The organism is Dyella sp. 05T440, assembly GCF_056395965.1.
The window spans coordinates 16,360-37,789 of sequence record NZ_JBFTKN010000016.1 but is presented as its reverse complement, the minus strand read 5'-3'; the positions used below and the strand labels follow the sequence as shown (position 1 = coordinate 37,789).

Annotated in this window: 16 protein-coding genes; 8 read left to right on the top strand and 8 right to left on the bottom strand. The window is 63.8% G+C overall.

The features are described from left to right. Positions 1 to 50 precede the first annotated feature (50 nt). The 4 genes from AC1DE1_RS18010 to manD form a co-directional block, all read right to left on the bottom strand. Entirely contained in the window at positions 51 to 809 is a 759-nt protein-coding gene (locus AC1DE1_RS18010; RefSeq protein ID WP_477177405.1) for an SGNH/GDSL hydrolase family protein, read from the bottom strand. 100 nt (positions 810 to 909) lie between these two features. Next, positions 910 to 2,166, bottom strand: a complete 1,257-nt coding sequence (locus AC1DE1_RS18005) for an MFS transporter (RefSeq protein WP_477177404.1) — start codon at positions 2,164 to 2,166, stop codon at positions 910 to 912. A gap of 54 nt (positions 2,167 to 2,220) precedes the next feature. Next, positions 2,221 to 4,839 carry a glycoside hydrolase family 2 TIM barrel-domain containing protein gene (locus tag AC1DE1_RS18000; protein WP_477177403.1) on the bottom strand — a complete coding sequence of 873 codons (2,619 nt, stop codon included), beginning with the start codon at positions 4,837 to 4,839 and terminating at the stop codon, positions 2,221 to 2,223. 203 nt (positions 4,840 to 5,042) lie between these two features. Further along, positions 5,043 to 6,269 (bottom strand): D-mannonate dehydratase ManD, encoded by a 1,227-nt coding sequence (gene manD, locus AC1DE1_RS17995; protein WP_477177402.1) that lies wholly within the window; start codon positions 6,267 to 6,269, stop codon positions 5,043 to 5,045. Positions 6,270 to 6,359: 90 nt separating this feature from the next. Here manD and AC1DE1_RS17990 point away from each other — a divergent pair, with 90 nt between their 5' ends. The 5 genes from AC1DE1_RS17990 to AC1DE1_RS17970 all read left to right on the top strand — a co-directional run bounded on the left by AC1DE1_RS17990 (position 6,360) and on the right by AC1DE1_RS17970 (position 13,637). After that, a complete protein-coding gene (locus AC1DE1_RS17990) occupies positions 6,360 to 7,160 on the top strand; it encodes a FadR/GntR family transcriptional regulator (RefSeq protein WP_441602106.1) in 801 nt (266 codons plus the stop codon). A gap of 12 nt (positions 7,161 to 7,172) precedes the next feature. Then, positions 7,173 to 8,588 (top strand): glucuronate isomerase, encoded by a 1,416-nt coding sequence (gene uxaC, locus AC1DE1_RS17985; protein WP_477177401.1) that lies wholly within the window; start codon positions 7,173 to 7,175, stop codon positions 8,586 to 8,588. Continuing rightward, a complete protein-coding gene (locus tag AC1DE1_RS17980) occupies positions 8,585 to 9,934 on the top strand; it encodes a mannitol dehydrogenase family protein (protein ID WP_477177400.1) in 1,350 nt (449 codons plus the stop codon). Before uxaC ends, AC1DE1_RS17980 begins: the two co-directional genes overlap by 4 nt. 256 nt (positions 9,935 to 10,190) lie before the next feature. Next, the gene (locus AC1DE1_RS17975) at positions 10,191 to 12,479 is read left to right on the top strand and encodes a TonB-dependent receptor (RefSeq protein ID WP_477177399.1); all 2,289 of its coding nucleotides are present in this window, start codon (positions 10,191 to 10,193) and stop codon (positions 12,477 to 12,479) included. Between the two features lie 141 nt (positions 12,480 to 12,620). Next, positions 12,621 to 13,637 (top strand): PfkB family carbohydrate kinase, encoded by a 1,017-nt coding sequence (locus tag AC1DE1_RS17970; protein ID WP_477177431.1) that lies wholly within the window; start codon positions 12,621 to 12,623, stop codon positions 13,635 to 13,637. A 43-nt stretch (positions 13,638 to 13,680) separates the two neighbouring features. Here the strand turns inward: AC1DE1_RS17970 and AC1DE1_RS17965 are convergent, their stop codons facing one another. Then, the gene (locus AC1DE1_RS17965; RefSeq protein WP_477177398.1) at positions 13,681 to 15,891 is read right to left on the bottom strand and encodes a TonB-dependent receptor; all 2,211 of its coding nucleotides are present in this window, start codon (positions 15,889 to 15,891) and stop codon (positions 13,681 to 13,683) included. 222 nt (positions 15,892 to 16,113) lie between these two features. After that, a complete protein-coding gene (locus AC1DE1_RS17960) occupies positions 16,114 to 16,257 on the bottom strand; it encodes a hypothetical protein (RefSeq protein WP_169748755.1) in 144 nt (47 codons plus the stop codon). A 190-nt stretch (positions 16,258 to 16,447) separates the two neighbouring features. Here AC1DE1_RS17960 and AC1DE1_RS17955 point away from each other — a divergent pair, with 190 nt between their 5' ends. Then, positions 16,448 to 16,708, top strand: coding sequence for a hypothetical protein (locus AC1DE1_RS17955; RefSeq protein ID WP_477177397.1), 261 nt, complete (start codon positions 16,448 to 16,450; stop codon positions 16,706 to 16,708). Positions 16,709 to 16,711: 3 nt separating this feature from the next. On the opposite strand, the gene AC1DE1_RS17950 is transcribed toward AC1DE1_RS17955, so the two are convergent. Then, positions 16,712 to 17,545 carry a helix-turn-helix transcriptional regulator gene (locus tag AC1DE1_RS17950; RefSeq protein ID WP_477179234.1) on the bottom strand — a complete coding sequence of 278 codons (834 nt, stop codon included), beginning with the start codon at positions 17,543 to 17,545 and terminating at the stop codon, positions 16,712 to 16,714. Positions 17,546 to 17,705: 160 nt separating this feature from the next. On the opposite strand from AC1DE1_RS17950, the gene AC1DE1_RS17945 reads away from it, so the two are divergent. After that, on the top strand, positions 17,706 to 18,575 hold the full coding sequence (locus AC1DE1_RS17945) for an isocitrate lyase/PEP mutase family protein (RefSeq protein ID WP_477177395.1): 870 nt from the start codon (positions 17,706 to 17,708) through the stop codon (positions 18,573 to 18,575). 78 nt (positions 18,576 to 18,653) lie between these two features. Here the strand turns inward: AC1DE1_RS17945 and AC1DE1_RS17940 are convergent, their stop codons facing one another. Beyond that, positions 18,654 to 18,941: a hypothetical protein gene (locus AC1DE1_RS17940; protein ID WP_477177394.1), complete on the bottom strand. Its 288-nt coding sequence runs from the start codon at positions 18,939 to 18,941 to the stop codon at positions 18,654 to 18,656. Positions 18,942 to 19,207: 266 nt separating this feature from the next. Between AC1DE1_RS17940 and AC1DE1_RS17935 the strand changes: the two genes are divergently transcribed. Further along, positions 19,208 to 20,482 carry an MFS transporter gene (locus tag AC1DE1_RS17935; protein WP_477177393.1) on the top strand — a complete coding sequence of 425 codons (1,275 nt, stop codon included), beginning with the start codon at positions 19,208 to 19,210 and terminating at the stop codon, positions 20,480 to 20,482. Positions 20,483 to 21,430: the final 948 nt, after the last annotated feature.

Genomic DNA, 21,430 nt, shown 5'->3' with positions numbered 1-21,430 from the left:
TGCTTGTGTAATGGCGGCGCCCAGAGGGAGGGGCGTGCGACGCCGTCCGCTTAAAGGACGGCTCGTATGGCCGCCTCGGCCAGCGGCTCCATCGCCTTATAACCCTCGAGCGTGGGATGAACGCCGTCCTCGGCCATGCCGGCCTTCATGCGGCCCTCGGGCGTCGCCATGGCGCCGTAGTAGTCGGCATAGGTGAAACCGTTACGCGCGGCATAGGCCTTGATCCAGCCGTTCAACGCCTGGATGGTGGGGACGGTTTGCAGGCCCGGGCGCCAAGGGAAGCGGGCCGCGGGCGGAACGCTGGCCAGGATGACGCGGATGCCATGCGCCTTGGCGAGCTCCGCCATGGAGGCGAGGTTGCCTTCCACTTGTTCCAGCGTCGCCGGTCCCGTGTTGCCGGCCACGTCGTTGGTGCCGGCCATGATGTGCACGGCTTGCGGATGCAGGTCGATCACGTCCTGCCGAAAGCGCAACAGCATCTGCGACGTCGTCTGGCCGCTGATGCCGCGATCGACTTTGCCGTCAGTGAAGAACGCCGCGTCCTTCTGGCCCCAGAACTCGGTGATGGAATCACCCATGAAGACCACGCGCGGTGCCACGTTGCCGGCCTTCATCAGTTCGGCATTCTGCGCGCGGTACTGACACAGTTGTGCAAAGTCGCGTGCGAAGACGGTTCCATTCTCGGATGCCTTCTCCATCGTGCATGGATCGGCAACGATACCGGCCAGGTGTTCCTTCGCGCTGGACGGTGACGTGGCGAGGCACAGCAACGAAGCGAGCGTGGAAGCAATCATCCATCGAGCAGTCATGCGCGTGTCCGTGAGGAGGGGCGTAGTCAAACAGCGCGCATGCAAAAGCGCGCAGCCACCTTAATTCACGATGCAGGACGATGGAAGTTGATGCGCGGCATCACGCCCGCGCCACACCACGCCGTTCGCGCAACAAGCTCCACAGCGCGATCGCAGCCAGCAGGTCGAGGATGCCCAGGCAGGCAAACAGCGGGTGGTAGCCCAGGCTGTCGGCCAATGCACCCACGACCAGCGAGAAGGCCAGGCCACCGATCCATGCGGCCGAACCCGCCATGCCGGTGGCCGTCGCCACGATGCGACTGTCGAACACGTCAGCCGACAAGGTCATCAGGGCACCGGACAGCATCTGGTGCGCGAAGCCGCCCACGCAGAACAGCACGATGGCCAGGGTGGTGCTGTCGGCCAGGCCGATGCACGCGGGGCCGATCATCAGCGAGGTGCCCAACGTCATGACCAGCTTGCGCGACGTGAGCAGCGATGCACCGAAGCGACGCATCAGCCATGGGGCGAGATAGCCGCCGCAAAGCGAGCCGGCATCGGCGGCAAGGAACGGAAGCCACGCAAAGGCAGCGACATGCTTCAAGTCCATGTGACGCACTTCGGACAGATACAACGGGATGAAAAAGTTGAAGGTCTGCCACGCCGGCTCGGCGAGAAAGCGCGGAATGGCGATGCTCCAGAATTCCCGCGTCGCGAGCACGGTGTGCCACGCATCCACGCCTTTGGCTGGCGGGTCCATGGCACGACCGCTCAAGATGTAGGCGCGCTCCTCGGCGCCGAGGCGAACATCATCCTCGGGCTTGCGATAGCCCCAGTACCAGAGCGCAGCCCACAGCAAGCCCAGCCCGCCGGTGACGATAAACGCCATCTGCCAGCCCCAGTGCAGGATGCAGAAGATCACCAGCGGCGGCGCGATCATGGCGCCCAGCGAGGAGCCGATGTTGAACCAGCCGGTGGCGACCGTGCGCTCCTTCGGCGGAAACCATTCGGAGACGACCTTCAGGCCGCTTGGAATCGCCGCCGCTTCGGTGGCGCCGAGCAGGCCGCGAAAGAACGCGAGCCCCATCCAGCTGCCGGCCAGCGCGTGCGCGCAATTGGAAATCGACCAGCCGATGGCGAACAGCGCAAAGCCAAGCCGCAAGCCCAGTTTATCGAGCACCCAGCCAGCGATCGGCTGCATCACCGTGTATGCACCCTGGAACGTCGCCACCACCCAGCTGTATTCGCGCGTGGACATCGCGAATACCGTCTTGAGCGTGGGCGCCGCAACGGCGAGCGACGAGCGCGCCAGGTAATTGAGGATCGTGCCGAGTGTGACGAGGCAAATGATCCACCAGCGCCGGCCGTGCGTGAACATGAGTTGACCTCGCGCGCAGTGCGCACCGGTGGATCGTGAAGAAGGGCGTGCCGCTTAGCCCGGCGTGACGGTAATGGCAGACACGATGGCCGGGCCGCCTTCGGGAATGAAGTCGAGCACGAGCCTGCCGTTCTTCACTACCACGGGGAAGCGGCGCTCGACTGCCTTGAGGGCACCGCCTGCAGCCTTGGCTGGATTGAAGTGCGAGAGCACCGCCATGCCTTCTGCTTTGACCGTAAACGTGCGCGAGGCAGCCAATGCGGCATCGGGTTCGGCGACATGGACGGTGACTTCCCAGCGGCCGTTGGGCAACGGCACGTCGTACTGGAACGCACCTTCGCGATAGGCCTCATAGAGCGCCGCTTCTTTCGCGCCGGCGATGTGCTTCACCGGAACTTCCGTGCCGGCTTCGTTGGCGCCGCGACGGAACGGGTTGAGCGTCTTGCCTTCGCCGCCGACAAAGAAATTATCCGAGCCGAAGCGCTGCGCATCGCCGGTGGTCAAGCCGGTAAGGCTGCCGGACTTGATGCGCACGCCAGCGGCGGCATCCGGCGCGGTCCAGTTGACCGTATCGCTGAGCTGCTTGCCATGGATCGAAGCATTCACCTGCACGCTGTTGCTGCCGGGCTTCAGCGCCACGTCGTGCCAGACGCAGATGTGCTCAGGACAAGCCGCTGCGCCGCGATCCTGGCCGTTGACGCTGAGCGTCGCGCGCTCGGCATTGCTGTACACGCGCACCTCGGTCACCGGATAGGCGCGGTCGACATAGCGACGGCCCGTGATGTACAGCACCGGCTCGCCCGACCACTGCGCCTTGTAGAAATAGAACACGTCCTTCTTCACCTTGCGATCGAAGGTAACCAGGCCCTTGTCGTTGAGGTAGATCGCATCGCCTTCCTCGCGCAGATCGGAAGGGAAGTCGAACATGTTCCAGATCCACACGCCGGAAAGATAAGGGCGCGCGGCGAGCGCCTTCCACGATTGCTCGTGCACCCAGCTTTCGTATTCTTCCGGATGCGGACGTCCAAACACATTGACCGGACCTCCCAGCGGATTGTCCGTGTGCTGGGTGAGGCCGCCACCGGCGCCGTACTCGCTCACGCCGATGGGCATGGCGGGATAGCGTGCGTGCATCTTGTCCAGGAAGCTGCCGAGCTCTTCCGGCTTGCCGTAATACCAGCCGAAATAGCGGTTGTAGCCGGTCAGGTCGGCCACATTGCTCAGCACCGGTTGGCCGGCGATGGCGTCTTCGCAGCAATCGGCATAGCCGGTGGCGCGCGAGGGATCTTCCTGCTTGGCGACCTCGTTGAGGACCTTGAGCATCACCAGCGATTGCGCCGGCGTCTTCAACTTCAACTGCACGGGACGGATGTCCGTCTCGTTGCCGACCGACCAGACCACAATCGAGGGATGGTTGTAGTTCTGGCGGATCAGTTCGACCAGTTGTTCCTTGCCGTTGTCGATCAGCGCCTGCTTGGGTGCGCTGTTGGTGAAGGAGGACTGGTGCACGAAGGGCACTTCGGCCCACATGATCATGCCGGTCTTGTCGGCGTCGTCGTACCACTCCTGCGCATGCTGGTAGTGCGCGCCGCGGATGGTATTGACGCCCATCTCGGCCATGATCGCCATGTCTTCGGCGTGATCCTGCGGCGAGATCGCCCAGCCCTTGCCCAGCCTGTCCTGGTGACGCGAGGCGCCGCGCAGCGGCAACGTCTCGCCGTTGAGGCTGAAGCCCTGGTTGGCGTCGAACTTGAAACTGCGTACGCCCAGCGGTTGCTCGACACGGTCGATCACCTTGCCGTGGTCGCGCAGCTCCACCGTGACCGCGTAGAGATAGGGATCCTTGAGGCCGCGCCAGAGTCGCGGCTGCTTGAGCGACAACGAGCGGCGCGCATCGAGCGTGGCCGAGCCATCGAGCTTTACAGCGCTGCTGTCGTTGGCAACTACATGGTTGGCATCGTCGCGGATGGTGGTGACGAGGGTGAGATTGCGCGACGCCGCGGAGAAATTGCGCAGCTTCGCCAGCACCGCCACCTTGGCGGCGTCCTTGTCGACTTCGGGCGTGCTTACGTAGACACCGGGGCTGCCGTGATCGAGCAGATCGATCTGCGCGCTGTCCGTGTCGATCAAGGCCACCTGGCGATAGATGCCGCCATGAATGAAGAAGTCGCCACCGAGCGGTATGACGTTCTCGGTCGATGCACCGATATCCGGCTTGGTGTTGTCGGCTTTGACCACGATGACGTTGCTGGCGCCGGGTTTGATCGCCTGGGTGACGTCAAAGCGGAAACGCGAGAACGCACCCTCATGGCGGCCGACATGCACGCCGTTGACCCACACGTCGGCGATATTGCCGACCGCGTCGAACTGCAGGAACAGTCGACGGCCTGCCAGCTTCGACGGCACATCCAGGTGCAGGCGGTACCAACCCAGGCCATGGCTGTTGTTCATGGCGGGCGACGGCGTGAGGCCGTATTCGCCCACGCGGTTCCAGGTGTGCGGAAGGCTGACCGAGGTCCAGCCGTGGTCGTCGTAGTTGCTGTCGGTGACACCCGCCGGGTCGCCGCCGAAGCGGAACTGCCAGCCGGTGTTGAGTGCTTGGGTGTTGCGGCCGTCAGCTGCCGGCGAGGTTGCGCTCAGGGCGGGCAGGGGCAGGATCGCGGCGATCGCCATCAAACTTGCCAGGCACGCGGAAGCAAGGACTCGTCGAACGCTGGGTCGATGCATCACCGGTTATCCTGTTTGCGAAATATTGGTTTGACCAATACTCCGGCAAGGCCGCGGTGGTGTCAACGAGACCAGCGGCACGGAGAGGCAGCGATGGCCCATAAAAAAGCCGCCGTGCAGGACACGGCGGCGGAGGGAAATCGTGTCGCTTACCAGTTCCACATGGTGCCGTCTTCCAGGCGCGCGACCGGGAGATAGGCGGGTTGGTACGGGTACTTCGCCGCTTCCTTCTCGTCGATCTCCACGCCATGGCCGATCGCATCGCCGGGATACAGATAGCCCTGCTCGAAGGAATAGGCGTGAGGGAACACCGCATCGGTTTCGGGCGAGTGGCGCATGTATTCCTGGATGCCGAAGTTGGGCACCCAGCTATCGAAGTGCAGCGCGGCGCCCATGGTCACCGGCGACAGGTCGGTGGCGCCGTGGCTGCCGGTGCGCACCTGGTAGAGCGCGGCCAGATCGGCGATGCGGCGCAGGTGGGTGATGCCGCCCGCGCGCACCACCGTGGTGCGGATGTAGTCGATCAGCTGGTTCTGGATCAGGTCCTTGGCGTCCCAGATCGTGTTGAAGATCTCGCCCACCGCCAGCGGCGTGGTGGTGTGCTGGCGGATCAGGCGGAACGCTTCCTGGTTTTCCGCCGGGGTGGCGTCTTCCAGCCAGAACATCGAATAAGGCTCCAGCGCCTTGCCCAGCTGGGCCGCCTCGATGGGCGTCAGGCGGTGGTGGGCGTCATGCAGCAGATGCACGTCGAAGCCGAACTTGTCGCGCAGCTTGTCGAACAGCGTCGGCACAAAGCGCAGGTATTTGGCGGTGTTCCACACCGTCTCCTGCGGCAGGCCGACGCCGGCCGGCTCGTAGTACATCTTGCCGCGGCCCACGCCGTAGGCATCCTTGACGCCGGGCACGCCGGACTGGGCGCGGATGGCTTTGTAGCCCAGGTCGATATAGCGGGCGACTTCATCCACCGTCTCGGCCAGATCGCCGCCATTGGCATGACCATAGACCATCACGCCCTCACGGCTCTTGCCGCCCAGCAGGTCGTATAGCGGCATGCCGGCCATCTTGGCCTTGATGTCCCATAGCGCCGTGTCGACCGCGGCAATCGCGGACATGGTGACCGGCCCGCGCCGCCAGTAGGCGCCGCGATAAAGGTATTGCCAGATGTCCTCGATGCGGCGGGGGTCCTTGCCGATCAGACACGGGATGACATGCTCTTCGAGGTAGGCGACGACTGCCTTCTCGCGGCCATTGAGCGTAGCATCGCCGATACCGCTGACCCCTTGATCCGTCTCGATTTTCAGGGTCACAAAGTTGCGACCTGGAGAGGTGACGATCACGCGGGCTCGTTCAATCTTCATGGAGTATCCGGCTTCCATTTCAGCGGCTGGGGGCTATACTGCAGGCATACTATTCTGCCTTGCCAATTTAGACAATATTGGTCTTACTAATTTGGAAAACACAGCGCCATGACCCCTACCAAGAAGGCCAAGAAAGCCGTCGCCGGAGATTCGGCCGAGACGCAGGCCAGTAATGGCAGGCTCTATCAGCGCGTCGCGCACCGGTTGTTCCAGGAATTGGCCAACGGCAAGTACGCGGTTGGCGACCGGCTGCCGGCCGAACGCGAACTGGCTGTCGAGCACGACGTAAGTCGCCCGGCTGTCCGCGAGGCGATGATCGCGCTGGAAGTGCAGGGTTTGATCGATGTGCGGGTGGGTTCGGGCGCTTACGTGCGCCGGCTGCCGGGCATCGACGACAGGCCGGGTTTCAATGTCACGGCGTTCGAGCTTACCGAGGCCCGCCTGTTGTTTGAGGGTGAGAGCGCGGCACTGGCGGCCACCAATATCACCGACGCCGAGCTCGACGAGCTGGAAGCCCTGGTGCGGCAGATCTCCGATGAAAACCAGCGCCGCAGCGTGAGCGAGAACGCCGATCGCGACTTCCACATGCTGATCGCCCGCTCCACCCGCAACCTCGCCATCGTCAACGCCATCGAAGAGTTGTGGCGGCTGCGTTCCACCTCGCCCGAATGCGCCCTGCTGCACGCCAAGGCGCGTGCCGCCAAGGTGCGCCCTGTGGTGGAGGAGCACAGTGTCATCGTCGAGGCCTTGCGCACGCGCGATCCCGCCAAGGCGCGCGCCGCGATGCGCGCGCATCTGGCCGCCGTGATCGATCATCTGCTGTTCGCCACCGAAGAGCAGGCGCTCGCCAAGGCGCGCGAGGCGGTTGCTTCCACGCGTCGCCGTTTCGGCAACGTTGCTTCGATCTGATTGAGTTCACGCATGGCGCATCCCCTGGTGGTCCATCCGGATCGGTTCTTTCCTGCCGATCCCGCCTGTCGCGCAATCTGCCAGCAGCTGTATGCGCTGGTGGAAAAGCTGCCCATCGTCAGTCCGCATGGGCACACGGACCCGCAGTGGTTTGCCGACAACGAGCCGTTTGCTGACGCGACCAGCCTGCTGTTGACGCCGGATCACTATGTGCTGCGCATGCTCTATAGCCAGGGTGTGCCGCTCGAGGCCCTGGGTGTGCGGCCACGCGGCGATAAGTCGGCGCCGGTCGATTCGCGCGCTGCATGGCGCCTGTTGGCCGAGCACTACCACTTGTTTCGCGGCACGCCGTCGCGCACCTGGCTGGACTGGGTGTTCGCCGAAGTGTTCGGCATGCAGCAGCGCCTGGATGGCAGCACGGCCGATGTGTATTTCGACCGCATCGCCGAGCAGCTGGCCACGCCGGCGTTTCGGCCGCGCGCCTTGTTCGAGCGCTTCAACATCGACGTGCTGGCCACCACCGAATCACCGCTCGACTCGCTGCAGCATCACGCGGCCATCCGTGCCAGCGGTTGGCAGGGGCGCGTGATCACGGCCTTCCGTCCGGATCCGGTGATCGATCCGGAATTTGAAGGTTTTCTGCCGAATCTGGACCGGCTTTCCCAGCTGACCGGCGAAGACGCCCGCAGCTGGACGGGTTATCTCGCGGCGCTGCGGCAGCGGCGTGCGTTCTTTGCATCGATGGGCGCCACGTCCACCGATCACGGGCATCCCACCGCCGCGACGGCCGATCTTTCCGATGCCGAGGCCGCCGCGTTGTTTGCGCGGGTCACGCGCGGACAGCCGACGCCAGCCGACGCGGAGTTGTTCCGCGCGCAGATGCTCACCGTCATGGCGGGCATGAGCCTCGAGGATGGCCTAGTGATGCAGATTCATCCGGGCAGCTATCGCAACCACAATCCCTCGCTGTTTGCGCGCTTCGGCCGCGACAAGGGTGCCGATATTCCGCTGCGCACCGAGTACGTGCGTGCGCTGCAGCCGCTGCTGGCGCGCTACGGCAACGAGCCGTCGCTGACCATCATCGTGTTCACCCTGGATGAGTCGACCTATGCGCGCGAGCTGGCCCCGCTGGCGGGTCACTATCCGGCGCTGCGGCTGGGCCCTGCGTGGTGGTTCCACGATAGCCCCGAAGGCATGCGCCGCTTCCGCAGGGCGACCACCGAATCGGCGGGCTTCTACAACACCGTCGGTTTCAACGACGACACGCGAGCCTTCCTGTCGATTCCTGCGCGGCATGACCTGGCGCGCCGCATCGATTGCGGCTACCTCGCCGAACTTGTCGTCGAGCATCGCCTCGAAGACTGGGAAGCGGCCGAGCTCGCGGTGGAGCTGGCGGGCCCGCTCGCCAAGCGGGCTTATCGTCTGTGAGCACGCGGCTGTCGCGGGCGACCGAGGCCCTGTTGTCGTCGCGCGTCCGTCGCCCCGACTATGCGCGTGACGCGCAAGCCTGTGGCCTGGTGCATCTGGGCATCGGCGCATTCCATCGCGCCCACCAGGCGGTCTATACCGATGATGCGATGAATGCCGGTGATCGCGACTGGGCGATCACCGGGGTCTCGCTGCGCTCGCCCGACGTGAATGCGCTATTGGCGCCGCAGGACGGTTTGTACACGCTCTCAGAGCGCGGGCCTGCCGCCAACGCGCCGCGCTTGATCGGTGCGGTGCGGCGCGTGCTGGTGGCATCGCAAGACCCCGATGCCGTGGTCAGTGCACTGGCCTCGCCGGACGTGCACATCGTGACGCTCACGGTAACCGAGAAGGGCTACGTATCCCGTGGCGATGGTTCCATCTACGACCATCTCGGCAAGGCGCTGATGCAGCGCCGCGCTGCGGGTACCGGCGGCTTGAGCCTGATCAGTTGCGACAACTTGCCGGGCAACGGTGAGCGGCTTGCTGCCGCGCTCGGCGAATATCTCGATACCACTGACGTGGAAACCGCGCGCTGGTTTCGCCGCGAATGCGCCTGCCCGTCGAGCATGGTCGATCGCATCGTGCCGCTGGTGACCGATGCGGACAAGAACGCTGTCGCCGATGACATCGGCATGCGCGACGAAGGCGCGGTGGTCACCGAACATTTTCGCCAGTGGGTGATCGAGGATCGCTTCGCCGGTCCGCGGCCGCGCTGGGAAACCGGCGGCGTGCAGTTCGTCACCGATGTGCGTGCCTACGAGGCCGCCAAGCTCAGAATGCTCAATGGCGCGCATTCCGCGCTGGCTTATCTGGGGCTGGCACGCGGCCACGAATTCGTCCATCAGGCCATTGCTGACGCTGCCATCGCGCCGCTGATCGATCGCCTCATGCGGCAGGAGGCGGCGCCCACGCTGCCTTCGGTGGCGATGGATTTGATGCGCTACGCCGATGCCTTGATCGAGCGCTTCACCAATGCCGGGCTGCCGCATCGCCTGCGCCAGATCGCCATGGACGGTTCGCAGAAGATCCCCCAGCGCTGGCTGGACACCTTGAGCTGGCACAGCCGGCAGGGCCAGACCTGTCCGGCGCTGCTGGAGGCGCTGGCCGCCTGGGTCGACTTCGTGCGTGGTGTGGGTCATGCCGTCGACGATCCGATGGCGGAGCAGCTCGCGGCGCTGTGGATGAGCGAGGGCAGGGGCGGCATCGTGGCCGCTCTGTTCGGTGCGCAAGGTGTCTTTGCTGGCTCTTGGGTGTGCTCCGAAGAAGAGCGGCAGGCCATCACCCGGATGCTGAAAGCAGATTGACCAATTTATTTGCAATTGCTGCCGCGCAGCATTGCAAGTGGTTTGTCAGGCTCGCTCCCTTTGCTATCCGACGATAATCGCGGCAAAAGCGAAACATCTGTTTTGACTATGGTTTTGTCGCGACGCACAAGACTGCGCTGACATTTTAGAAGTTGCCGCTAAATAGCAAATCTGCATAACCGGATTGGTTGACGGTGTCTCCGTTGATAGGCAGTATTGGTCTGACCAATAAGGCCGTATGGGGAGAGGCCAATTTATGAAGCGCAAGGTTTTAAGCCAGTGGGTGGGAGCCGTACTAGCCGGTTATGTGCTCATGAACACCCCGGCGGTGGCCGCTGACAACGACGCGCCCGCTCAGGCGCAGTCGGGCGACACGACCGCCAAGAACAGCACAACGCCAGCGCCTACCAAGGACCTGCAGGCCGTGACGGTGACGGCGGAGAAGCGCACGGAGAACCTGCAGAAGGTTCCCGTGGCAGTGGCGGTGGTCAATGCCGATCAGCTCGAAGCGTTTGCCGTGCGCGACTTCAACGATCTCAATCGCGTCGCACCCTCGCTGGTCATCAAGCCGGCGGAGAATCCCGTCAACGCATCGCTGACCATCCGCGGCGTGGGCACCTTCGCGTTCTCCATCGGCGTCGAGCCCAGCGTGGCGGTCGTGGTGGACGATGTTCCGATCGCCTTCCAGCCGCGCGCCTTTACCGATCTGTCGGACATCGCACAGATCGAAGTGCTGCGCGGCCCGCAGAGCACGCTGTATGGCAAGTCGGCCTCGGCCGGCCTGATCAACATCACTACCTTGCCGCCCTCGGACACGCTCACTGCCGAAGTCAGCGCGCTGGCCACGGGTGACGGCGAGGCCGGCGGCACGGCGGTGTTCTCCGGTCCCATCACGTCCAACCTCGGTTTCCGCAGCAGCTGGAATTACGACAATTTCGGCGGCAACGTGACCAACCTGTACAACGGCAACGACGTCAATGGTCGTCGCACGCTGTCCACGCGCAACAAGCTGGTGTGGGATCCGACCGAGGCGTTGAACGTCACGTTTGGCTTCGATTACATCGATGGCCACACCACCACCGGACGCCCGTTCATTGCGCTGGGCCCCACCGCCTATCTGCGCGGCGTCTATGCGCCGCCGGTGTTTGCGCCGGGCGTCACCGCCTATCCGGACAACACCAATGTCGTGAACAACTACACGACGGGCACCGATTACACGGATACGGCCGGTTCGGTGAAGGTCTCCTACGACTTCGGTGGTCCGACGCTCATGTCGATCACCTCGCTGGACAGCTACAAGATGTTCGATCGCCTGGATCAGGACGAATCGGCGCTCAAGCAGCTCGACAACCGTCAGTTCGGCACGTTTGCCTCGCATCAGACCACGCAGGAATTCCGCCTGCTGTCGCCGGGCGATGATCGCTTCCGCTACACCCTGGGCCTGTTCTACGCGGATGTGAACTATAGCCGCAACTTCGGCCGCGGTCCGTATTACTCGCTGGCTTCCTGGTATGCGACCTCGTACTCCAAGCAGTACGCCGCCTTTGGCCAGGTCGAATATGACGTGCTGCCGGATACCACGTTGATCCTCGGTGGTCGCGAAAGCTACGAAAAGATCGGCTACACCTTCAACGACTACATCGCCAAGAAGGCCTTCAACGGCAGCAACGGCGACACCTTCGGCACCTACAAGGTCGGCGTGCAGCAGCAGATCAACGACGACATCATGCTGTACTTCACCACGGCCTCGGGCCACAAGGGTGAGACCTACGATCTGTCGACGGGCTTCAACGCGGTGCGTGCTGCCGGTGGTCCGGTGAAGCCGGAAACCTCGACTGATTACGAGCTCGGCTCGCGCATGCAGTTCCTCGATCGACACGTGACCTTGAACACCACGTTGTTCGATACCCACTACAAGAACTTCCAGGCACAGGGTATCGAGACGCTGTCCGACGGCACCACCAACTACCGTCTGGCCAACGTCGGCAAGCTGCATACGCGCGGTATCGAGCTGGAAAGCGGCTATCACGTGAACGAGGACCTGACCCTTGGCGCCTCGGTCACTTATCTCGACGCCAAGATCACCGAGTTCCCGTTCGCCCAGTGCTATCCCAACCAGACCCTGGCACAGGGCTGCACGGGTACGGCGGTGAAGAGCCAGAACCTGGCCGGCGCGCGCCCCCCGCTCGCGCCGAAGTGGAAGTTTGCCGCCAACTTCAACTACACCCATCCGCTGGGTTCGACCGGCCTGCTCGGTGTGATCGATGGCTCGTATACGTTCCAGAGCGCCGTCAATTACTCGCTCAGCCAGGATCCGCTGACCGTGCAAGGTGCTTATGGCGTGGCCAACTTCGACATCGGTGTGCGCCAGGAGGCCGATCGTTGGGAAGTGGTGGGCTTCGTCAACAACGCGTTCAACAAGCACTACTACTCGAACCTGACCAACTCCACCAGCAACTACAACAATATGCTGGCGGTGCAGTCCTATCTGCCGCGCGATTTCGAGCGTTACTTCGGCATCCGCGCTACCTACAAGTTCCAGTAATCGAGGCGGCCCGCGATGCGCTTCCCAGGTGAGGCGCATCGCGGGTAGCCGGAACAGCGGCACGGACGCCGTGGCTGAGCGATGGTTCGCGCTATCCTCCGGTCGGCGACAAAGATGGAGTGGAACCAGGCGATGAATCCCATCAGTGACGGCAACGTGGTGTGCTTCGGCGAACTGCTGATGCGCCTTTCGCCGGCTCATAACGAACTCTTGCTGCAGTCGCCGAATCTGCGCGTGCATTTTGGTGGCGCCGAAGCAAATGTGGCGGCATCGCTGGCCATCCTCGGCCATCGCAGCGTGATGGTCAGCACCCTGCCTGACAACGCTTTGGGCCGCGCCTGCGCCGGCGAGCTCAAACGCCTGGGCGTGCAACCGGCCATTCGGTATGCCGATGGTCGCATGGGGCTGTATTTCCTTACGCCGGGAGCGATGCATCGTCCCGCCGATGTCCTTTACGATCGCGCCGACTCTGCGTTTGCGTTGACCCGCGGCGATGCCTACGACTGGCCATCCCAGTTGGCGGGAGCGAAGTGGCTACATGTGTCCGGCATCAACCTGGCCTTGGGTGAGGCCACGACTTCAGCAGCATGGGCCGCGGTGAAGGCGGCACGCGATGGCGATATTTTCGTGTCGTTCGACTGCAATTACCGCAGCAAGCTCTGGGGCGACCGGGCAGGCGATGCGCCATCACTCACGAGCAAGATGGCTGCCGAGGCCGACGTGTTGATTGGCAACGATCGTGATATCGCACTGATGCTCGGCGCCACCTTCACCCAGGAAGATGCCAGCCAGCGTTTTGCGGCGGCTGCCGCGCTTGCCTTCGCGACGTGGCCGCGGCTGCGCTGGATGATCGCCACGGATCGCCTTCATCACAGTGCGGATCAACAGGACGTGCGTGGCCTTTGCGCGACGCGCGCTGGCGTCACGCACACGCGATGGTGCGCGCTGCCGGGCATCGTCGACCGCATTGGCACGGGTGACGCGTTTACGGCAGGTTTCCTGCACGGTCTGCTGTCTGGGGCTACCGAGCGCGACGCCCTGGAGTTCGCCTTCGCCGCTTTCTGCCTCAAGCACTCGGTGTCGGGCGACGTCAATCTGCTTGGCGAAAGCGATATCCGCCAGTTCATGGCCGGCGAGTCGTTCGACGTCCGCCGTTAGAGGCACTCGCCGGGACAGTCCGGCGAACTCCCATGCGTGTCAATTACAGATCCGCGTGCACGCTCACAAACGCACTGCGCGATTCGCCCACGAGTGCGCCGGCACCATTCGCCGCCACGAAATAGCGTCGGTTGGTGAGGTTGCGCAAGTTCACATCCACGCCCCATACCGATGCCTGATAGCCGAGCAACCCGTTCCACACGACGGAGGACGGGATGCTGTTGGTGTTGGTGATATCGCTATAACTCTTGTCCTGGTAGTTCACGCCACCACCGATGCGGAAGCCGGGCATGCCCGCGATGGGAAAGCGATAGGTGGTCCACAGGTTGCCAAGGACATTCGGCGCACCCTGCGGACGATGTCCCACCGAGGTGATGCCCTGCGGATTGTCCGTGATGGTAGCGTCCTGACTGGTGACATTGGCCAGTAGATGCCACTGGTCGGTGAGGGCGGTATCGATGGACGCTTCCGCGCCGCGCGTCTTCTGGCTGTCGAATACCACCGCTTCCACGCCATTGAGAGTCGTAGCGGCCGCCACGTGGTCGCGCTTCACGTCGAACGCGGCAGTGTTCAGCACGATGCGGTCATCGAGCCAGGCGAACTTGATGCCCGCCTCGTATTGCAGCGCGGATTCCGGCGCGCCCACGCCGTTCTGCGTGTTCTCCGAATTGAAGTTGGCCTGATGGCTGCGCGACACGCCGACATAGGGCGACATCCACGAGAACAGCTTGTACAGGGCGCCGATATTCCAGCTCAGTGGCGCATCGTTGCGGGAGTCTTCCACGCCGGCGAGCAGTGGCTTGCCATCGGTGCCGAACCGGCCGGGGACGGTGATGCGGGGCGTAAGCGAGGTGTCCCACCAGTCCTGGCGCACACCGGCGCGCAGCTTGAACGCATCGGTGACGTCGACCTGGTCGGTGGCGTAGACGCCGTAGTAGTTCGCACGCAGACGGTCGTCGTCGCAGGAATGCTTGGCATCGCACTTGAACGTCACGTCGGCGAGCGAGGTTTCCGGTGGTACCGGCGCGAATGCGTCGACGATGTTGGGCAGGTCGGCGGTGCTGCGTTCGGTGGACAGGCGCTGGTTCTGATATTCAAAGCCCGTGAGCAAGGTGTGGTGCACATCGCCGGTGGCGAATCGCCAGACGGGTTCAAACTGGTAGTCGACGCTGTCGTCGGCGTCATCCTGCTGGCGCAGCTGGCGATTCACCACCTCGCCGCTGGTCACCTTGGTGCTGGCGCTGTCGCCGTTCACTACGGCATCCAGCGTGCGGTGAAGGTAGGAGAGGCGATTGTTGATCGTCAGCACATCGCTCACCGCCCACTCGTCGGACAGCGTGGGCCGCACGAAATCCGAATGCGCGCTGGTGAAGGGCGAGGAATACAGCGCATTGATCGACACATGCCGCAGTGGCTGGCCGTCGAAGTAAATGATGCCGTACGAGTCGGGCGTTTCATGGATGTTGCGCGCATCCAGCGCAACGTCGGTGATGTGATTGCCCCACAGCCAGCGCAGGGAGGGGCGCACCTCGTAGTCGTGGCTGTGCAGGTCGCGAAAGCCGTCCACATGCGAGAACGTCGCGTCGACGCGATAATCCAGACCGTCCACGCCGGTAGGGCCGGTGACGTAATCGCTGTTGGTGATCGAGCCGAACGAGCCGTACTGCAGGCTGCCGCCGTAGTGGAACGTGGCGGCAGGTGCGTAATGCACGATATTGATGGTGCCTCCCGGCGGACCGCTGCCAAACAGCGCCGAGCCCGGCCCTTCGAGAATCTCCACCCGCTCCACGCCGTTGAGCGAGTGCGACAGCCCGCTGAGCTGATCGCCATCGGAGAAGCCATCGCTGTAGATCTGCGCGTTGAGGCCGCGGATCAGGAAGTGATCGAAGTAGCCCTTCGAATCCTGCCCACCGGCATTGACGCCGCTGGCGTTGGCAACCACGTCGCGCAACATGGTCGCGCCTTGCTCGGCCATCAGGGCGCGTGGAATCACCTGCACGCTGGCGGGCAGGTCCTCGATACGGGTGCCGGTCTTGCCCAGCGATGGCGCGAGACCGGGTTTATTGGTGCGGTCGCTCTGGTCGTAGACGCCATGCACCGAGACGGGCGTGAGAGTCACGGCATCCTGCGCCCATGCCGTGGAGGCAAACAGCGCGACGCCGGTGAGCAGGGCGAGATGGACGCCATGACTTGGGCGCGAGTGCCGCAGCGGACGCACGGCAGGGGAAAAGCGGCGATCCTGGATATGTGGCATGGGTTCCCTCGGCGGCGAGTGAGGCTCAGCAGGTAGTAACTGAGAATCACTTTCATTTGTTTTGCGCCGTGAGTGCCCGTTGTCGAGGCTATGGTTTAAACGCAAATAACTACGTTTTCCGCAGGATTTTTCAAAGGAATGCCGCGTACCCGGCAGCAATTTGTGGATGCCGGGTAGGCGGCACGCGACACGCGCATCGCACTGGATGCACGTGACCAGACATCAGCCGGTCGCGCGGGATTGGGCTTCGCGCAATTTCTCCGCGCACTCCTCGCAACACACTTCCACCACGCGATGGCCGACGGTCACCTTGATGGCGTTGTCGTCCAGCGGGTAATCGCACGCGGCGCAGGTCTTCTCACTCATGGCACGTCTCCGGATGTCACCCGAGATTGGGTTCACCCAGAAGACCACGCGCCCGTTCTCCTATGCTGTCGAATTCTTTAGCCGTTGGTGGTGACGCGTGATGCCGGGCGCGATTTTTTAGGATTCGTCCCATATTTCCCGGCGATGGGCATACCTAAGCTGCGCAGACTCACTCACGCGCAGTCTGTCCATGTCCCCGAACCCGTCTTCCACGTACCTTGCCCGCCCTGTGGACGCACGCAGCGAACGCGCATGTCGCGCCTGGGCACGGGCGGGCGGCATCGTCTGCGCCATCGTCACGCTGATTTCCATGGCGTTCTCCGCCGAGTGGAAGATCCACCTGCTGCTTTCCGATCCCCTCGTGTGGATGACCACCTTGGTCGCGATCGCGGCCGGACTCGTGGGCGGCTACGCGCTGGGCGTGCACCTGCACGTGCCCATCGACGACTGACGATCAGGCGGTACCGCGCGACGCCTGGCGAAACTCGTTAGGCGAGCGGCCATAAGCCTGGCGGAACGCGTTGGCGAAATGACTGTGACTTGAGAATCCCAGTTCCGCCGCAAGCGCCGAGAGATCATCCACCTTGCCCAGCCGATCGAGCGCGCGCGCCAACCGAAGTTGCAGCTGATAGCGATAGAGCGGCATGCCTTCGACCTGCTTGAACACTTGCGTCAGGTAAACCGGCGAGCCGCCGATTTCCTCGCCGATCTCGGCCAGCGTCCAGCGACGCGACAAGTCGCTGGCCAGCAGCATCTTCACGCGATCGGCGAGGCGACGACGGGCGTGCGTGGATGTCGGCGTGCGCGAGGTGCGCGGTCCCAGGCTGCGGCATACCAGGGTGAGCGCGAGCGCCTCGGCTTCCAGCGGCTCGATGCTGTCGTGTTCGAGGTTGTGACGCAGCAGCGCCACCAGCGCTTGCGCACGAGCATCGATGCGCTGCGACTGGGCGCGGAAGATCGTGTCTTCGCCGGTCTGCACCAGCGCCTTGGGCGCCAGCTCGGCAAGCAGCGCGTCCGACAGGCGCAGCGATAAACAAGCATCGCCGCCCTGCAGCGGATGACTCACCTGATAGCCCTGCTGCGCATTGAAGAACAACACGTGATTGGCGTCGGCCACAGTCTGGTCGGAGGCCACGTGGCGCAGGTACAACCCGCGATAGGGAAACACCAGCTGGGTCGAGGCGGCACATTCTTCCGCGCTGCGATGGCGGCAGGTGCCGCTGCAGTGCACGTCGCTCAGCGTCAACGTTTCCGTCGACAGCAGAACCTGGCTGGAGAAACTCGACATGATCGGGCCGGCTGCACTCGTCCGGAGGTGCTACGAGCATAACAAGGCCCCGCGCGCCCATCCTGTGCCAAGGGTCGGTAGCTAAAGATTCTGACAGCGGGCCCGCGCGGCGAATGGTCTCCTGGTCAGGCCCGATGGCGGGCGTCCCCAGGTCACCACCATGAACCACGATCAGACCACCCTGGCCCAGGCCTTCCACCAGCTCCACGCCGGCGCCGAACCACTGATATTGCCCAACGCCTGGGACGTCGCCAGTGCCCGCGTGATCGAGCACGCCGGTGCCAAGGCCGTCGCCACCAGCAGCGCCGCGATGGCGTGGGCGCTGGGTTACCCCGATGGCGAACAGATGCCGCTGGACGAGCTGCTCGCGGCCTGTCGCCGCATCGCCGAGGCAGTCTCGGTGCCCTTGAGCATCGATATCGAACGCGGTTATGGCGTTGATGCCGAGGAAACCGGCGGCCTAGTCGGTGCCTTGATGCAGCTGGGTGTCGTCGGCATCAATATCGAGGATGGCAAGGATCCGGCCACCGGCCAACTGGCCGATTCGCGTCTACTGGCACAGCGCATCGCCTGCATTCGCGCCGTGGCGGAGCATCGCGGCATCGCGCTGTTCATCAACGCACGCACCGATACCTATCTGAGCCCCGAGCTGTTTGGCGAGGCGCGCTTTGAGGAAACCCTCAAGCGGGCGCTGGCGTATGTCAGCGCTGGCGCGAACGGCATCTTCGTTCCCGGTCTCGCCGATGCCGATGAAATCCGACGCCTCGCCGAGCTGCTGCCGGTGCCCCTGAATGTTTATGTGGGTTATCCCGGTGCGCCGGACGCGGCGACTTTGCGTGAGCTGGGCGTGCGTCGCATCAGCCTGGGCTGCGGCACCATGCAGGCGGTGCTGTCGCATCTGGCCCGCATCGCGCGGGAAGCGCTGGTCGAAGGTCGCTACGACACCATGGGCGATCACATGCTTTCGGTGGGCGAGGCGAATGGCCTGTTCGAACCACGCGTAGCCAGCGAACAGCGTCGACGGGCCTGAACTCTCAGCAAGGCAAATCGCTCTCAGGCAAAGCGCCCGCCATGAAGGCGGGCGTTGTGCGTGGTGCAACGCATGGTCTTACCAGCGGTTGCGATTGGCGGCATCGGCGGCCAGACGCAGTTCTTCATCGGCCTGGGTCAGCAGCGCCTTGGCGCGGGCGGCATGACCACCGAGCCGATCGTCGTTGTCGATCTGTGCGTCGCTCACCAGCTGCCAGGCCTGCACGATATTCTGCTGGGCATTGCGCAGGTTGCCGTGGCGATAGCCGATGTCGACCACCGGGCCGCCTTCCTGCGCCATGCTGGCGAACGGCAGGGCCAGCGAGGTGGCCAAAACGATACCCGTGATCAGTGCCTTGGCGTTCATGTCGTGCCTCCGGAAAGGATGGGTGAATGTCTTCATGCAATGTGGATCAGTGCATGGATGAAATGCTCCTCCGATGTCGCCCGTGCCGCTTTCCGATCTGCATGGCCTTTTCCAAATGCCACGGTCGGCGCGTCCAAAGCGCTTGCTGGTATCGTTTGACGGCACGCCGGCCTCGCCCAAGCATGTGAAGGCCGCATGATCGATGGAACCTGGGAGACGGCCGCGCAAGCGCCGCATGGGACGTGACGATGCTTCAGAGAGCGGCCATGAAACGCGCCGGGCAGGGCGGTGTAGCGATGACACGTGCATCGATGGTGATTGCCGCGCTATCCACCATCGTGGAGTGGTACGACTTCACGCTCTATCTGTATTTTGCCACGGTGTTGTCGCGCGTGTTCTTCGGCGGTGGCGGCAACTCGTTGCTGGCGACGCTGGCGGGCTTCGCCATTGCCTATGCGATGCGACCGCTCGGTGCGCTGGTGTTCGGCATCATTGGCGACAAACTGGGGCGGCGCCATACGCTGCTGATGTCGATGGCATTGATGACGGTGGCGATGCTGGCGACGGCGCTGCTGCCGGACTTCCACCGCATCGGCATGGCAGCCGGTTATCTGTTGCTGCTGTTGCGCTGCCTGATGGCGTTCTCCGTGGGTGGTGAGTACACCGGCGTGGTCGCGTATCTGCTCGAGGGTGCGGATAAGCATCACCGGGGATTGATCACATCGCTGGCTTCCGCAGCCAGTGAAATTGGCGCCTTGCTCGCCGTGGGCGTATCCGCGCTTACCGTGGGTTTGATGAGTCGCGAGAATCTCAATGCATGGGGTTGGCGCATTCCGTTCTTCGTCGGCGCGGCGTTGGCGGCAAGCATCTGGGTCGCGCGTTCGGCCATGCAGGAGTCGCCGGATTTCGAGCGGCAGAAGGCGCGTGGCACCGTGCCTGTGTCGCCCGTGCGCGACACGCTGGCGCATCACCGAGCTGCCATTGCGAGGACGTTTGCGATTTCGGCGCTGGGCTCCATTACCTATTACGTGGGCATCACTTATGTGCCGACGTTCTTGAGTTCGACCGGGGCGATAGGCGAAGGCATGTCGCTCGCGTTGTCGACCGTTGCGGCGGTTGCCGTCATTCTCGTTACGCCCTGGGCGGGAGCGCTTTCCGATCGCCTTGGCCGAAAGCCGGTGCTGGTCGTGCTCGCCTTGCTGTGCGCGGCGCTGCCTTCGACGATGTTCGCGCTGATGGCGCAGGGTTCGTTGTGGCACGTGGTGATCGCTGCAGTGGTGCTGGCCTGTGTGGCTGGTGGCGTGAGTGCCGTGGCTGCGTCGGCGACGGCCGAGCAATTTCCGGGTGAGGGACGGCTAAGTGGATTGGCGCTTGGCGTCACGGTGGCCACCGCGATCTTTGGCGGCATCACGCCGTTTCTGGCTGAGCTGCTGGTCAAGATGACGGGGTGGGCGGCGGTGCCGGGGGTGATGATTGCGGTCATCGCGCTGGCGGTGTTGCCGGTGTTGATGACGATGCCGGAGACGCGGCCGCGGGCTTGAACGGGTTCGTTCGTCCATGCGGCCATTCCTTCATCCACACGCCGCGTCATACGGGGACCCCGAGGGCCTGGAGCCGCATCAAGAGCCGAATAGCGCGCGTCGTTGCCGGGCCGGGTAGTTCTTTTGTAGGAGCGCACTTGTGCGCGACCAGCCTACGGAGCGGCAGACCCCAGCCCTGCGGTCGCGCACAAGTGCGCTCCTACAAGGGTGCGCACGCCTTGGGTCGCAGATTGAGAGTGATAGCCGGCTTTTTTTGTGGGAGCGCACCCTGTGCGCGACAAACCTACGGAGCGGTACACCCCGGCGTGGCTGTCGCGCACAGGGTGCGCTCCCACAGACAAGCAGGCACGGCGGTGATTGATGGACGGAGCTGGGGGAGGCGCTGCTTCAAGGCCTCTTGTTCGGTGCCGCAGACACTTCCTGCACAAAAAAGGCCGGGGCCCTCTCGCAGAGCCCCGGCAACGACATACGGGAACCCCGAAGGTCTAGAGCCGCATCAAGAGCCGGACAACGCTCGTCGTTGCCGGACCGGGTGGTTCTTTTGTAGGAGCGCACTTGTGCGCGACCAGCCTACGAAGCGGTACATCCCAGCCCTGCGGTCGCGCACAAGTGCGCTCCTACAAGGGTGCGCACGCCTTGGGTCGCAGATTGAGAGTGATGGGCGGCCTTTTCTTTGTGGGAGCGCACCCTGTGCGCGACAAACCTACGGAGCGGTACACCCCGGGGTGACGGTCGCGCACAAGTGCGCTCCTACAAGGGTGCGCAGGCCTTGGGTCGCAGATTGAGAGTGATGGGCGGCCATTTTGTGGGAGCGCACCCTGTGCGCGACAAACCTACAGAGCGGTACACCCCGGCGTGGCTGTCGCGCACWGGGTGCGCTCCCACAGACAAGCAGGCGCGGCGGTGGTTGATGGACTGAGGCTGGGGGAGGCTCTGCTTCAAGGCCTC

What these genes read in the sequence shown, in the direction of transcription:
- AC1DE1_RS18010 (WP_477177405.1), bottom strand. Translation starts at nt 809, where the DNA reads ATGACTGCTCGATGGATGATTGCTTCCACGCTCGCTTCGTTGCTGTGC.
- AC1DE1_RS18005 (WP_477177404.1), bottom strand. Translation starts at nt 2,166, where the DNA reads ATGTTCACGCACGGCCGGCGCTGGTGGATCATTTGCCTCGTCACACTC.
- AC1DE1_RS18000 (WP_477177403.1), bottom strand. Translation starts at nt 4,839, where the DNA reads ATGGCGATCGCCGCGATCCTGCCCCTGCCCGCCCTGAGCGCAACCTCG.
- manD (WP_477177402.1), bottom strand. Translation starts at nt 6,269, where the DNA reads ATGGAAGCCGGATACTCCATGAAGATTGAACGAGCCCGCGTGATCGTC.
- AC1DE1_RS17990 (WP_441602106.1), top strand. Translation starts at nt 6,360, where the DNA reads ATGACCCCTACCAAGAAGGCCAAGAAAGCCGTCGCCGGAGATTCGGCC.
- uxaC (WP_477177401.1), top strand. Translation starts at nt 7,173, where the DNA reads ATGGCGCATCCCCTGGTGGTCCATCCGGATCGGTTCTTTCCTGCCGAT.
- AC1DE1_RS17975 (WP_477177399.1), top strand. Translation starts at nt 10,191, where the DNA reads ATGAAGCGCAAGGTTTTAAGCCAGTGGGTGGGAGCCGTACTAGCCGGT.
- AC1DE1_RS17965 (WP_477177398.1), bottom strand. Translation starts at nt 15,891, where the DNA reads ATGCCACATATCCAGGATCGCCGCTTTTCCCCTGCCGTGCGTCCGCTG.
- AC1DE1_RS17960 (WP_169748755.1), bottom strand. Translation starts at nt 16,257, where the DNA reads ATGAGTGAGAAGACCTGCGCCGCGTGCGATTACCCGCTGGACGACAAC.
- AC1DE1_RS17955 (WP_477177397.1), top strand. Translation starts at nt 16,448, where the DNA reads ATGTCCCCGAACCCGTCTTCCACGTACCTTGCCCGCCCTGTGGACGCA.
- AC1DE1_RS17950 (WP_477179234.1), bottom strand. Translation starts at nt 17,545, where the DNA reads ATGTCGAGTTTCTCCAGCCAGGTTCTGCTGTCGACGGAAACGTTGACG.
- AC1DE1_RS17945 (WP_477177395.1), top strand. Translation starts at nt 17,706, where the DNA reads ATGAACCACGATCAGACCACCCTGGCCCAGGCCTTCCACCAGCTCCAC.
- AC1DE1_RS17940 (WP_477177394.1), bottom strand. Translation starts at nt 18,941, where the DNA reads ATGAACGCCAAGGCACTGATCACGGGTATCGTTTTGGCCACCTCGCTG.
- AC1DE1_RS17935 (WP_477177393.1), top strand. Translation starts at nt 19,208, where the DNA reads ATGAAACGCGCCGGGCAGGGCGGTGTAGCGATGACACGTGCATCGATG.